Source organism: Pseudomonas sp. GD04015, assembly GCF_029837675.1.
GTDB lineage: Bacteria > Pseudomonadota > Gammaproteobacteria > Pseudomonadales > Pseudomonadaceae > Aquipseudomonas > Aquipseudomonas paralcaligenes.
The window spans coordinates 244,327-258,042 of record NZ_JAOEEE010000002.1; the positions used below are offsets into that span (position 1 = coordinate 244,327).

The 13,716-nt window shown below is 65.8% G+C and carries 12 protein-coding genes; 5 read left to right on the top strand and 7 right to left on the bottom strand.

What is annotated here, in order from left to right; all coding sequences use genetic code 11:
• Positions 1–5 precede the first annotated feature (5 nt).
• Positions 6–1,328, top strand: a complete 1,323-nt coding sequence (locus N7640_RS02695) for an FAD-binding oxidoreductase (RefSeq protein WP_279905500.1) — start codon at positions 6–8, stop codon at positions 1,326–1,328.
• Positions 1,329–1,337: 9 nt separating this feature from the next.
• Here the strand turns inward: N7640_RS02695 and N7640_RS02700 are convergent, their stop codons facing one another.
• Positions 1,338–1,568, bottom strand: a complete 231-nt coding sequence (locus tag N7640_RS02700; protein WP_220811279.1) for a DUF1127 domain-containing protein — start codon at positions 1,566–1,568, stop codon at positions 1,338–1,340.
• Positions 1,569–1,743: 175 nt separating this feature from the next.
• Here N7640_RS02700 and N7640_RS02705 point away from each other — a divergent pair, with 175 nt between their 5' ends.
• Together N7640_RS02705 and N7640_RS02710 are read left to right on the top strand one after the other, a co-directional pair.
• Positions 1,744–3,162, top strand: coding sequence for a PLP-dependent aminotransferase family protein (locus tag N7640_RS02705; RefSeq protein ID WP_279905501.1), 1,419 nt, complete (start codon positions 1,744–1,746; stop codon positions 3,160–3,162).
• Between the two features lie 68 nt (positions 3,163–3,230).
• Positions 3,231–4,784, top strand: coding sequence for a phospholipase D family protein (locus N7640_RS02710; RefSeq protein ID WP_279905517.1), 1,554 nt, complete (start codon positions 3,231–3,233; stop codon positions 4,782–4,784).
• Positions 4,785–4,843: 59 nt separating this feature from the next.
• Here the strand turns inward: N7640_RS02710 and N7640_RS02715 are convergent, their stop codons facing one another.
• Both N7640_RS02715 and N7640_RS02720 read right to left on the bottom strand, forming a co-directional pair.
• Positions 4,844–5,983 carry an MFS transporter gene (locus N7640_RS02715; protein WP_220811277.1) on the bottom strand — a complete coding sequence of 380 codons (1,140 nt, stop codon included), beginning with the start codon at positions 5,981–5,983 and terminating at the stop codon, positions 4,844–4,846.
• A gap of 125 nt (positions 5,984–6,108) precedes the next feature.
• Entirely contained in the window at positions 6,109–7,602 is a 1,494-nt protein-coding gene (locus N7640_RS02720) for an aldehyde dehydrogenase (RefSeq protein WP_279905502.1), read from the bottom strand.
• A gap of 214 nt (positions 7,603–7,816) precedes the next feature.
• Here N7640_RS02720 and N7640_RS02725 point away from each other — a divergent pair, with 214 nt between their 5' ends.
• Entirely contained in the window at positions 7,817–8,179 is a 363-nt protein-coding gene (locus N7640_RS02725; RefSeq protein ID WP_279905503.1) for a cupin domain-containing protein, read from the top strand.
• A gap of 234 nt (positions 8,180–8,413) precedes the next feature.
• On the opposite strand, the gene ltrA is transcribed toward N7640_RS02725, so the two are convergent.
• The 4 genes from ltrA to rpmB all read right to left on the bottom strand — a co-directional run bounded on the left by ltrA (position 8,414) and on the right by rpmB (position 11,816).
• Entirely contained in the window at positions 8,414–10,120 is a 1,707-nt protein-coding gene (ltrA, locus tag N7640_RS02730) for a group II intron reverse transcriptase/maturase (protein ID WP_031287528.1), read from the bottom strand.
• Between the two features lie 116 nt (positions 10,121–10,236).
• Complete coding sequence (locus N7640_RS02735) at positions 10,237–10,392, bottom strand: hypothetical protein (RefSeq protein ID WP_021218932.1); 156 nt, start codon at positions 10,390–10,392, stop codon at positions 10,237–10,239.
• A gap of 1,021 nt (positions 10,393–11,413) precedes the next feature.
• On the bottom strand, positions 11,414–11,569 hold the full coding sequence (rpmG, locus tag N7640_RS02740; protein ID WP_012703270.1) for a 50S ribosomal protein L33: 156 nt from the start codon (positions 11,567–11,569) through the stop codon (positions 11,414–11,416).
• 10 nt (positions 11,570–11,579) lie between these two features.
• The gene (gene rpmB / locus N7640_RS02745) at positions 11,580–11,816 is read right to left on the bottom strand and encodes a 50S ribosomal protein L28 (RefSeq protein WP_220811274.1); all 237 of its coding nucleotides are present in this window, start codon (positions 11,814–11,816) and stop codon (positions 11,580–11,582) included.
• Between the two features lie 322 nt (positions 11,817–12,138).
• Here rpmB and N7640_RS02750 point away from each other — a divergent pair, with 322 nt between their 5' ends.
• Complete coding sequence (locus N7640_RS02750) at positions 12,139–13,716, top strand: ABC transporter substrate-binding protein (protein ID WP_279905504.1); 1,578 nt, start codon at positions 12,139–12,141, stop codon at positions 13,714–13,716.

Consider the following 13,716-nt stretch of genomic DNA (forward strand, 5'->3'; position numbering starts at 1 on the left):
CGCACATGAACGCCCGGCTCAACCCGCCCGTCCACAGCGACCAGCACGCCGCGTCCTACTACGCCGCCACGGTCAACCGCCAGCTGGCGTACCCGCTCCTGGCCGGCGAGCAGGTGGCGGACGTGTGCATCGTGGGCGGCGGCTTCTCCGGGCTGAACACCGCCATCGAACTGGCTCGCAAGGGTTTCTCGGTGGCGCTGCTGGAGGCCCACCAGGTCGGCTGGGGCGCCAGCGGTCGCAACGGCGGCCAGCTGATCCGCGGCGTCGGCCACGGCGTCGAGCAGTTCGAGCCGGTGATCGGCCAAGACGGCGTGCGCACCATCAAGCTGATGGGCCTGGAAGCGGTGGAGATCGTCCGCCAGCGGGTCGAGGAGTTCGCCATCGACTGCGACCTGACCTGGGGCTACTGCGACCTGGCCAACAAGCCCGCGCACCTGCAAGGCTTCGCCGAGGACAAGGCCGAGCTGGAAAGCCTCGGCTACCGGCACGAGCTGCGCCTGCTGCGCCCGGAACAGATGCACGAGGTTGTGGGCTCCGACCGCTACTGCGGCGGCCTGATCGACATGGGCTCCGGCCACCTGCACCCGCTCAACCTGGCGCTGGGCGAGGCCGCCGCCGCCGCGTCGCTCGGCGTGCAGCTGTTCGAGCACTCGCCGGTGACCCGCATCGACCATGGCAGCGAGGTGAAGGTGCACACCGCCCGCGGCAGCGTGCGCGCCAAGACCCTGGTGCTGGCCTGCAACGCCTACCTCAACGGCCTGGACCCGACCCTCGGCGGCAAGGTGCTGCCCGCCGGCAGCTACGTGATCGCCACCGAGCCGCTGGGCGAGGAACGCGCCCGCGCGCTGATCCCGCGCAACATGGCGCTGTGCGACCAGCGCGTGGCCCTCGACTACTACCGCCTCTCGGCCGACCACCGCCTGCTGTTCGGCGGTGCCTGCCACTACTCGGGGCGCGACCCGGCGGACATCGCCGCCTACATGCGGCCGAAGATGCTGCAGGTGTTCCCCGGCCTGGAGGACGTGCGCATCGACTTCCAGTGGGGCGGGATGATCGGCATCGGCGCCAACCGCCTGCCGCAGATCGGCCGCCTGCGGGAGCACCCGAACGTCTACCACGCCCAGGCCTATGCCGGGCACGGGGTCAACGCCACCCACCTGGCGGGCAAGCTGCTGGCCGAGGCCATCGCCGGCCAGCAGGGCGGCGGCTTCGACCTGTTCGACAAGGTGCCGCACATGACCTTCCCCGGTGGCCGCCACCTGCGCTCGCCGCTGCTGGCCCTGGGCATGGCCTGGTACCGGCTCAAGGAAGCCGTCGGCCTGGTCTGAGGCCGCCGCTCAGGCTTCCCGCAGTAGCTGCCAGAGCGAGCGGGAAGCCTCGGCCCGCGCCTGCTCGGCGCTCAGGCCCACGTCCGCCAGCAGCCTGGCGTCCAGGTTCTGCAGCGCGCGCCGAGTCCTGATGCGCCGCAGCAGCCGCTGCCAGCGCAGCGCCAGGCCCTTCGGCGAAAAGCGTTCACCGGCCTTCCGGCGCTCCGGCAGCGCCCCGTACAGATCAGCGAATTCGCGCATGGTCAGCCCTCCATCCAGGCTTCTCCCTTGGGCAACCATGATGGCGGCGCGCGCACGGAGGATACAGATTCAAAAATGATCTATTAAATCCATACAGAAGGCTCGACCGCGCGGCTGAATGGCTTATTCTGAGCCCATCTGTATCGCTCGCAGTGCAATCGCCGAGGCATCTGTCATGACGCTCTACCTCAACCTGGCCAACCTGCTCGGCACTCGCATCGAGCAGGGCCTGTACCGCCCCGGCGACCGCCTGCCCTCGGTGCGCGCGCTGAGCCAGGAGCACGGCGTGAGCCTGAGCACGGTGCAGCAGGCCTACCGCGAACTGGAGGATCGCGGCCTGGTCCGGCCGCAGCCGAAGTCCGGCTACTACGTGCCGAGCGCGCGGCCGGTCGCCGAGCTGCCCCAGGTCAGCCGCACCGCCCAGCGGCCGGTGGAGGTATCCCAGTGGGACCAGGTGCTGGCGCAGGTGGCGAACTCGCCGAACGAATCCGTGCTGCAGCTCGGCCGCGGCCGCCCGGACATCAGCCAGCCGACCCTCAGGCCCCTGCTGCGCTCGCTGTCGCGCCTGAGCCGGCGCCAGGACCTCAACGGCCTGACCTACGGCAATATCTACGGCGACATCGGCCTGCGCGAGCAGGTCTCGCGCCTGCTGCTCGACTCCGGCTGCCGCATCCCCGCCGAGGACATCGTCATCACCACCGGCTGCCACGAGGCGCTGTCCGCCGCGCTGCGCGCGATCTGCGAACCCGGCGACATCGTCGCGGTGGACTCGCCGAGCTTCCACGGCGTGATGCAGGCGCTCAAGGGCTTCGGCATGAAGGCCCTGGAGCTGCCCAGCGACCCACTCACCGGGATCAGCCTGGAAGCCCTGGAACTGGCGCTGGAGCAGTGGCCGATCAAGGTCATCCAGCTCACCCCGACCTGCAACAACCCGCTCGGCTACATCATGCCGGAGGCCAGCAAGCGCGCCCTGCTGACCCTGGCCCAGCGCTACGACGTGGCGATCATCGAGGACGACGTGTACGGCGACCTGGCCTACCGCTACCCGCGGCCGCGCACCATCAAGTCGTTCGACGAGGACGGCCGCGTGCTGCTCTGCAGCTCCTTCTCCAAGACCCTGGCGCCGGGCCTGCGCATCGGCTGGATCGCCCCCGGCCGCTACCTCGACCGGGTGCTGCACATGAAGTACATGGGCACCGGCTCCACCGCGCAATTGCCGCAGCTGGCGCTGGCCGAGTTCATCCGCGACGGCCACTTCGAGCCCCACGTGCGCCGCATGCGCGCCCAGTACCAGCACAGCCGCGACCAGATGCAGGAGTGGATCCGCCGCTACTTCCCGGCCGGCACCAAGGTCAGCCAGCCCCAGGGCAGCTTCATGATCTGGGTGGAACTGCCCGAGGGCTTCGACAGCCAGCGCCTGAACCGCGAGCTGCTGCCGCAAGGCGTGCAGATCGCGCCGGGCAGCATCTTTTCCGCAGCCGGCAAGTACCGCAACTGCCTGCGCATGAACTACGCGGCCCGGCCGGACGCCGAGGTGGAGGCCGCCGTGCGCCTGGTCGGCGAGACCGCGGCACGGCTGCTGGAAGGCCGTTGAGCGACGTGCGATTGGTGGAATCTTTGGCGGGACGGCATCGTCGTAGCAAGAGGACGCGAAGACCGGAGATCGTCGTGCACCGCCCCCTGCTGATCTGCCTGCTGGCGCTGCTCGCCGCCTGCGCCGCGCCGCCCGCCATCCAGCCGAGCCAGACCCTGCCGCCCGCCGAATCCTCGTTCGGCCGCCAGCTGCACGACCTCGCGGCCCGCCACCAGGGGCAGTCGGGCTTCCGCCTGCTGCCGGCCAGCGACGAAGCCTTCGCCGCCCGCGCCGAGCTGGTGCGCGCGGCGCGCGGCAGCCTCGACCTGCAGTACTACATCGTGCACGACGGCCTCAGCACCCGCTCGCTGATCGACGAGGTGCTGGGCGCCGCCGACCGGGGCGTGCGCGTGCGTCTGCTGCTGGACGACACCAGCAGCGACGGCCGCGACTACGAGATCGCCCTGCTCGCCGCCCACCCCAACATCCAGGTGCGGGTGTTCAACCCGCTGCACCTGGGCCGCTCCACCGGCGTCACCCGCGTGCTCGGCCGCGCGCTGAACCTCGGCCAGCAGCACCGGCGCATGCACAACAAGCTGTGGCTGGCCGACGGCAGCGCGGCCATCGTCGGAGGGCGCAACCTCGGCGACGAATACTTCGATGCCGAACCCAGCCGCAACTTCACCGACATCGACCTGCTGGCCGTCGGCCCGGTGGCCGAGCAGCTGGCGCACAGCTTCGACCAGTACTGGAACAGCGCGCTGAGCAAGCCAATCCAGCAGTTCCTGCTGTGGGCGCCGGACCAGCGCGACCTGGCCAAGGCCCGCCAGGGCCTGCACCGCTACCTGGACAAGGCCAAGGTGGAACAGCAGGAGCTGTACCAGCGCCTGCACACCTACCGGCAGGAACCGCGCCTGCAGCACTGGCTGGACGAACTGATCTGGGCGCCGGGCCAGGCGCTGTGGGACGCCCCGGCCAAGGTGCTGGCCGGTGGCGAGCCGGAGCCGCAGCTACTGCTCGCCACCCAACTGGAGCCGCGGCTGTCGGGTATCGAGCGGGAGCTGATCCTGGTCTCCGCCTACTTCGTGCCGGCCGAGGAAGGCATGCGCTACCTCACCGGCCACGCCGACGCCGGGGTGAACATCCGCCTGCTGACCAATTCCCTGGAAGCCACCGACGTGCCCGCCGTGCATGGCGGCTACGCGCCCTACCGGCGCGAGCTGCTGGAACACGGCGTGCGCCTGTTCGAGCTGCGCCGCCAGCCGGGCGACAACGGCGCCGGCGGCAGCGGGCCCTACAGCTTCAGCGGCGCCTCCGCCTCCAGCCTGCACAGCAAGGCGATCGTCATGGACGGCCGCTACAGCTTCGTCGGCTCGCTCAACTTCGACCCACGCTCGCTGCTGTGGAACACCGAGGTCGGCGTGCTGGTGGACAGCGTCGAGCTGAGCGGGCACGTGCGACGCCTGGCACTGGAAGGCATGCAGCCCTCGCTCAGCTACGAGGTGCGCCTGCGCGACGAGCGGGTGGTCTGGCTGACCGAGGACAACGGTCGCAAGCGCGAACTGGCCGAGGAACCCGGAAGCACCTGGCGCCGCTTCAACGCCTGGTTCGCCGAACTGATCGGGCTGGAGCGCATGCTCTAGGCCCGCACTCTCGTAGGCCGCGCGCACCGATGCCCTGGAGAACCGATGCGCCCGGCCCCCTACCGGGCAGGCACCGCCTCGCCCTTGTCGCGCCAGGCCAGCCAGACGAAACCGGCCGCGCCCAGCGCCATCATCATCGGCAGTGCATGGCCGCTGAGCCATTGGCTGGCGGCGCCGGTCAGCAGCGGGCCGAGCAGGCAGCCGATGCCCCACAGCTGGGCGACATGGGCGTTGGCGCGGACCAGCTCGTCGTCGCGGAAGCGCTCGCCGATGAGGATCAGCGACAGGGTGAACAGCCCGCCGGCGCTGGCGCCGAACAACACCCACAGCGGCCAGATCAGCGGCGTGTGCAGCAGCAGCGGCACGCCCAGGCTGGACAGCAGCAGGACCACGCCGCACAGACGGAACAGCGCGTTGCGCGGCACCCGGTCGGCGAGCCAGCCGATCGGCAGCTGCAGCGCGGCGTCGCCCACCACCACCACGCTGGCCATCATCAGCGCGACTTCCTGGGTGAAGCCCTGGTGCAGGCCGTAGACCGGCAACAGGGTCAGCATCATCGCCTCGAAGGCGGCGAACAGGCCGACCGCCCAGGCGATGGTCGGCATGCGCCGGCAGAAGTCGAACAGGCCGCGCCCGGAGGCGCTGTGCGCGTCGACCCGCGGCGCGCCGCTGCGGCCGAGCAGCGCCAGCGAGCCGAACACCAGCAGCCCGGTGCCGGTCCAGAAGCCCAGATCAGTGCTGGTGCCGAGCAGGGTCAGCAGCAGCGGTCCGGCGAGCTGGCTGAGCGCGTAGCCGGTGCCGTACAGCGCCACCAGGCGGCCGCGCCACTGCTCAACCGCCAGTTGGTTGATCCAGCTCTCGCCGAGGATGAACACCACCGTCAGCGCCACGCCGAGGAACAGGCGCAGCCCCAGCCACACCGGGTAGTGCTGGACCAGCGCCAGCAGCGCCACCGATACCGCCCCGAGCAGCAGGCACAACTGCATCACCAGCGTAGTGCCGAGGCGCCCGGCCAGGCGCCCGGCGATCAGCGAGCCGAGCAGCACGCCGATCGCCGGGGTGGCCGCCATCACGCCGATGGCGAAGTTGCCGTGGCCCCAGCCCTCCAGGCGCAGCGAGACCAGCGGCATGGTCACGCCCAGGGCCAGGCCGATGCTGATCACCGCGGCGCACACCGCGAAGTAGGTTCCCCAACGCATGGTCTTTCCGTCCTCTCAATGCAACGCGGCCGGGTTTCGTGAGAAACCCGGCCGCAGGTATGGCTCCAGGGAGCCGGCCCCGTAGGGCGGACCTCCGGGCGGCTCGCGGCCGCCCGCGTGCAGTGTTACAGCTTGATCCAGGTGGACTTCAGCTCGGTGTACTTGTCGAAGGCGTGCAGCGACTTGTCGCGGCCGTTGCCGGACTGCTTGAAGCCGCCGAACGGCGCGGTCATGTCGCCGCCGTCGTACTGGTTGATCCACACGCTGCCGGCGCGCAGGGCCTTGCCGACCAGGTGGGCGCGCGACAGGTTGCTGGTCCACACCGCGGCGGCCAGGCCGTAGATGGTGTCGTTGGCGATGGCCACGGCCTCTTCCTGGCTATCGAAGCCGATCACCGACAGCACCGGGCCGAAGATCTCTTCCTTGGCGATGCGCATGGCGTTGGTCACACCGTCGAACACGGTCGGCTCGACGTAGGTTCCGCCGGTCTCTTCCAGCACCCGCTTGCCGCCGGCCACCAGTTTGGCGCCGTCGTCGTGGCCGGCCTGGATGTAGCTCAGCACGTTGTTCATCTGGGTGGTGTCGACCAGCGCGCCGACGTTGGTGGCCGGGTCCAGCGGGTTGCCCGGTTTCCAGGTCTTGATCGCCTCGACCACCATGGGCACGAACCTGTCCTTGATCGAGTTCTCCACCAGCAGGCGCGAGCCGGCGGTGCACACCTCGCCCTGGTTGAAGGCGATGGCGCTGGCGGCGGCCTGGGCGGCGGCCTCAAGGTCCGGGGCGTCGGCGAACACGATGTTCGGGCTCTTGCCGCCGGCCTCCAGCCAGACGCGCTTCATGTTCGACTCGCCGGCGTAGACCATCAGTTGCTTGGCGATCTTGGTGGAGCCGGTGAACACCAGAGTGTCGACGTCCATGTGCAGGGCCAGCGCCTTGCCCACGGTGTGGCCGAAGCCCGGCAGCACGTTGAACACGCCAGCCGGGATGCCGGCCTCGATGGCCAGCTGGGCGATGCGGATGCCGGTCAGCGGCGACTTCTCGGACGGCTTGAGGACCACCGAGTTGCCGGTGGCCAGGGCCGGGCCGAGCTTCCAGCAGGTCATCAGCAGGGGGAAGTTCCACGGCACGATGGCGGCGACCACGCCGACCGGCTCGCGCGTCACAAGACCAAGCTCGTCATGGGCGGTGGCGGCCACCTCGTCGTAGATCTTGTCGATCGCCTCGCCGCTCCAGCGCAGGGCGCGGGACGCGGCCGGCACGTCGACGCTCAGCGAGTCGCCGATCGGCTTGCCCATGTCCAGGGTTTCCAGCAGGGCCAGTTCCTCGGCGTGGGCGTCGATCAGGTCGGCGAAGCGGATCATGATCTCCTTGCGCTTGACCGGCGCCAGGCGCGACCAGGCGCCGGACTCGAAGGCGGCGCGGGCGTGGCTCACCGCCACATCGGCGTCGGCGGCGTCGCAGCTGGCCACCAGGCCGAGCAGGCGGCCGTCGACCGGACTGATGCACTCGAAGGTCGCGCCGGCCACCGCATCGGTGTATTCGCCCTGGACGAAGGCCCGGCCCTCGATCTTCAGGTTCTTGGCGCGCTGTTCCCAATCGGCACGGGTCAGGGTGGTCATGCAAGGATCCTCGAGTGGAAGCGTGTCGCAAATCGACAACACGCACTGTCAATTATTCTGCCAGGCCGATTGCCGGCCATCGTGCAGGCAACACTAAACCAGAGCGCCCGACCTTTTCAATATTTTTGACAGATGGCCGTGCTCCGCCTTGCAATGTTCGTTTTATCAAACATAGACTCCCGAACACTCGCGTCTTACAACAACAGGAAGCGTCATGAACATCGAGCAGATCGTCGACTTCGCCACGGCCGCCACCGCGCCCGAGCACTACCGTCCCGCCGCCGAGAAGATCCTCAAGGGCGACCCCGAGCAGAGCGTGCGCAACCACTACGGCAGCCCCTGCGGCCAGTTCAACGCGGGCATCTGGGAAGGCGCGCCGGGGCAGTGGACGATCCACTACACCGAGCACGAGTACTGCGAGATCCTGCAGGGCGTGTCGGTGATCCGCGACCAGGACGGCAACGCGCGGACCGTCCGCGCCGGCGACCGCTTCGTCATCCCGGCCGGGCTGAAAGGCACCTGGGAAGTGCTGGAGCATTGCCGCAAGGTGTACGTGATCTTCGAGGCCAAAGTCTGAACACGAACCTCTGTGGGAGCGAACTTGTTCGCGAAGCTCTTTGCGGAGCCATTCGCGAGCAAGCTCGCTCCCACCGATCATGAGCAGTCCACCTTTGCCCGCACCTTTTCGCGGGCAAGAAAAAACCCGCCGAGGCGGGTTTCTTCGTACAAGGGCCGGATGTCGGGTAGAGACAGGCCATTGCTGGCCCGCCTCCCCCTAAGAACCGTACGTGCGCCTTTCAGCGCATACGGCTCAAGCCTTTAACAAAGCTCCCGAGGGAGCCGGCTTGCTTACTGTCAGACCACGGCTGTGTAGCTGTTGGTGGCAATTGGGGTGCAGTAGCACCCGGTTAGCCATCGCATCACTGCCGCCTTGCGAGCGGTGAATGATGTGATGGTCATGCCATCCCGTTTCCTTGGTTATCGGTTGTCCACAGAGTACACACCGCCCTTTCTGGATCACGTACAAGCTCTTAATCTGCTTCCGGTACTTCAGCTTTTTCAGCATCCGATCCATCCGCAGCTTTTCGCTCATCGCCTCCATCGTGGGATCGAAGGGGTTGTATTCCCCGTTGATCTTGATGTGCCGCTCTATTGGTGTTTCCGACAGGGTATACAGCACAAAATCCTTTTTGCTCCCTTCCTCGGTAAGTACCGTGGTGGCAAACACCCAGTTCTTGTTCTCGCCCGTTCGGAAATACTTCTTCCGTATCCATTCGAGATTCTTCCTCGGATGTCGCCGTTTTGCCCAACGCCATATTGCCTGAAAGAGCAGGAAATCCATGCGACTGAACGCCTGCTTGGCAACCACGGGTTGGTGATACAACGCCCAACCCCTCAAGATCGGATTCAGCAGGCGAATCAGATTCTCCTGTCTCGTCGTCTTGTTGTTGCTGATCGCTTCTTTCACCTTGCGATAGAACGCTTGCGCGTTTTTCTTGCTCGGTTTGATCAGGAGCTTTCCGTAGTATTTGCGGAAGTTCCATCCCAGGAAGTCGAAGCCTTGATCGATGTGGACGATCTGCGTTTTCTCGGGAGACAACCGCAGCCCGCGTACCGCCAGGAACTGCTCTACCCAAGGTTTGACCTCGTCTGCCAGCACCTCCGGAGAGTCGCCGGTGATCACGAAATCATCCGCATAACGCACCACATGTATCTTCAGCCTCTTTGCCTTCGCCCGCCCCAGATACTGCTTGAGACCTGACTCCAGCCCGTCCAGCACCATATTTGCCAAGGTCGGCGAGATAATCCCGCCTTGTGGCGTACCGGCATCCGTTGCCTGTAGCTGACCTTTATGAACCACGCCAGCCTTCAACCATTTCCGGAGAACCGCTTTATCCGTGGGGATATTCGCGACCAACCAGTGGTGGTTGATGTGATCGAAGCAACCTTCGATATCCGCCTCCAGTACCCATCTAGCCGAGGCTTTTTGGGACAGGCAGGTGAATAGCTGACTCATAGCATCCGCCGTCGAGCGCTCGGTCCTGAAGCCGTAGCTGTTCGGATCGCCCGTGGTTTCCGCGATGGGCGCCAGCGCCAGCAGATACAACGCCTGCATGGCCCGGTCGGTCATGGTCGGGATGCCCAGAGGACGTTCCTTCCCGTTCGACTTAGGAATGAACACACGCCGTAAAGGCCGTGGTTTATATCCGCGTCGCTTCAACCCTTGTGCCGCTTTCCATTTTTCGTCGGGGGTATTCCAGAGCACGCGGTCGACTCCCGCCGTGCGCTTGCCCTGGTTTTCAGTGACTCGTCGTACGGCCAAGTATCTGGCCGACTTCGAGCGGGTCAGCATCCGTTGCAGGGCTTTCACCTTGCGCCATCTGCCTTCCCGACAAGCCTTCGCAATCCGTATCTGCATTCCTCGGACATTCCGCTGCACACGACACCAGTCGATGTCGTGCCATTGCTGCGGGGTGTCGGAAAACGCAGACCCGGCCGGCTGGCTGAGTTCTTTCATGCTGCTTTCCTCTCAGGTAGGGCCCGAGCGGAAACGCACTGTCCCCGTTCGGGAACAATGGTCCCGAACGGGGTTGATGATGGCTACGGCAAACCCTGGAGGGCTTGCGGGTGCTCCTAGCGCTTTTTATCCAGAGAAGAGCTGGCCTCGTGGTTGCGCACTTGGCGCTTCCACTCGGCTTTTACTTCCTGAATCGCACCCAAGAGCGGCGCGAAGTAGATGGCCGGAGCCTGCCTTGCGGCCGCGAGAATCTCACGAGCAAAAGCGTTCATCCGTTTTCTCCTTGCGTTTCCCCTATCCCGTGAAGGGATACGAGCCTGGTGGGCTTGCCACCTATTTGAGTGAGGTCAGTCAGACGTCATGCGACGAAAGACCATGCAGAAGTCTGCCCGGTTTCCCGTGGGGTGATGTTCCAACCCCTATCCGAACCATTACAGCCCGGCATTCGCTTTTTCTGCAATCCCATACCCGCACCGCCAACAGTTCGCCTCGCGGCTCACCTGCCACGAGGGCAGCGATACGGGCTTACCACGTTCCCTATCTATCACACGACTGGTTTAGGACCTGCCTATTCGCCGGTGGTACTGAGACGACGTAACCCCATAATCGACAGGGATAACCGACCACGCACCTTTTGGTTATTGCCTAACAGCAGTTTTGGCAATCTGATCATAACGACGTTTATCAGCAGTTCACTTGCGTTGCCCATGCCAGCCAGCCTAGCGCCTCGACCCGGTACTGCTCCGAGCGTCTACGCCCCGCCTCACGGCAAAGACGCACCCAGAAGGGGGCTACATTGTCGGGAAAGCTTCATACCCCACCGTTACCAGTGACGCATGTCTCCCTAGGCTATCGTTGGTCGTACAACGAGTCCGCTACCATTCCATACAGGCAATGGCTGGACAATGACAGATAGAGCTTGCGCTCGTGCTTGGACAAGATGCCTCCCACGTCTCACGACGGTGGCGGAGGGCCAAATGATCAAGCTTTTGAGAAAACGAGAACTCCCTACGGGAGTTTCATCCTCCCAAGGAGCTTCATTCATTTGAGGCAATCCCCGGTGGAGATTGTTCTTTTGATAGTGCTTTTGATCGAACTCTAACCTCGGAGAGGTGAATTCGAGGCGTTCTTTCCCCGCAGACGGAGAATTTCGCACCCCCGCAAGCGGATCATTTTAGGCTATCAAAGCCAGGCTCATCTGCTTAGTTTTGACTTCAGCCCCTTGAATCAAGGGGCTTGGTGTCAGGGTAAAGCTCCCAACCAAGCACGACACGACCATGCGTGTCGCACCAATTACTTGATCTTGGCTTCCTTGTAGATCACGTGCTTGCGGACGACCGGATCGTATTTCTTGATCTCGATCTTGTCCGGGGTGGTGCGCTTGTTCTTGTCGGTGGTGTAGAAGTGGCCGGTACCGGCGCTGGACACCAAACGGATCAGTTCACGCATGATTGTCTCCTTAGACCTTTTCGCCGCGAGCGCGCAGCTCAGTCAGCACTACGTCGATGCCACGCTTGTCGATGATGCGCATGCCCTTGGCGGAAACGCGCAGACGCACGAAGCGCTTCTCGGACTCGACCCAGAAGCGATGGTGCTGCAGGTTCGGCAGGAAACGACGACGGGTTTTGTTGTTCGCGTGGGAAATGTTGTTCCCGGTAACCGGACCCTTACCGGTTACTTGACAGACTCTCGACATGCCTCAGCCCTCTAAACCACATGCCCAACCCGGCATGGGTTGGCCGCTTGAACTCAATAGTCATTTGGCGCTCAGCGCCGCGTTTCTCGGGGGTCTTACCGGCTGTTTGCGTCGCCGCAGGACCGGGCCCCTAGAAAAGAGCGCTGCTTTATACCAGAACACCCCACCACCCGCAAGGATCGCCGCACCCGGCAAATGCCGTTCCCGGCCAGGAACGGCGGCCCCTCGCCGCGCCGCCGGGATGACCGCTCGTCGCCCGATTCGATTGTCTACCACGGCGCTTTTGTCTAGGGTGGGCCTCTTGCCATTCGGAGGAACCGAGATGCGTCTCGCCGCCCTGCCCCTGCTGCTCGCCCCCGTGCTGAGCCAGGCCGCCACCCTTGCCGTGTGCACCGAAGCCAGCCCGGACGGCTTCGACGTGGTGCAGTACAACTCGCTGACCACCACCAACGCCTCGGCCGACGTGCTGATGAACCGCCTGGTGGACTACGACGCCGCGACCGGCGAGCTGGTGCCCAGCCTGGCGGAGCGCTGGGAGGTGTCCGCCGACGGCCTGAGCTGGACCTTCCAGCTGCGCCCGGAGGTGAAGTTCCAGCGCACCGCCTGGTTCACCCCGGGCCGCGAGCTGAACGCCGAGGACGTGCTGTTCAGCTTCCAGCGCATGCTCGACCCGAGCCACCCCTGGCACAAGAGCGCCGCCGGCGGCTACCCGCACGCCCAGTCCATGCAGTGGCCGGAGCTGGTCGAACGGGTCGAGGCGCCGTCGCCGACCAGCGTGCGCTTCGTCCTCAAGCACCCGGACGCCACTTTCCTCGCCACCCTGAGCATGGGCTTCGCCTCCATCTATTCCGCCGAATACGCCGATAAGCTGCTGGCCGCCGGCACGCCGGAGAAGCTCAACAGCCAGCCCGTGGGCACCGGCCCCTTCGTGCTCAAGCGCTTCCAGAAGGACGCGGCGATCCGCTACACCGCCAACCCCGACTACTTCGCCGGCAAGCCGGCCGTGGATGGCCTGGTGTTCGCCATCACCCCGGACGCCAACGTGCGCCTGCAGAAGATCAAGCGCGGCGAATGCCACATCGCTCTGTCGCCGAAACCGCTGGACGTGCAGGCCGCGCGCCAGGAGCCGAAGCTCAGGGTCAGCGAGACGCCGGCCTTCATGACCGCCTTCGTCGCCCTCAACAGCCAGCACCCGCCGCTGGACAAGCCCCAGGTGCGCCAGGCCATCAACCTGGCCTTCGACAAGGCCAGCTACCTCAAGGCGGTGTTCGAGGGCAGCGCCACCCCCGCCAGCGGCCCCTACCCGCCGAACACCTGGAGCTACGCGCAAGACCTCCCCGGCTACGCCCACGACCCGGACAAGGCCAAGGCGCTGCTGGCCGAGGCCGGCCTGGCGGACGGCTTCAGGACCACTCTCTGGACCCGGCCGTCCGGCAGCCTGCTGAATCCCAATCCGACGCTCGGCGCCCAGCTGCTGCAGGCCGACCTGGCCAAGATCGGCATCCAGGCGGAGGTGCGGGTGATCGAATGGGGCGAGCTGATCCGCCGGGCCAAGGCCGGCGAGCACGACCTGCTGTTCATGGGCTGGGCCGGCGACAACGGCGACCCGGACAACTTCCTCACCCCGCAATTCGCCTGCGCCTCGGTGCAGTCCGGCCTGAACTTCGCCCGCTACTGCGACCCGCAGCTGGACAAGCTGATCGCCGAGGGCAAGTCCGCCAGCGACCAGCAGCAGCGTGACACGCTGTATCGCCAGGCCCAGGCCATCATCCAGCAGCAGGCACTGTGGCTACCGCTGGCCCACCCCACCGCCTTCGCCCTGCACAGCGACAAGGTGAGCGGCTACCAGGTCAGCCCGTTCGGCCGCCAGGACTTCTCCAGGGTGAAGCTGGCCCCCTGA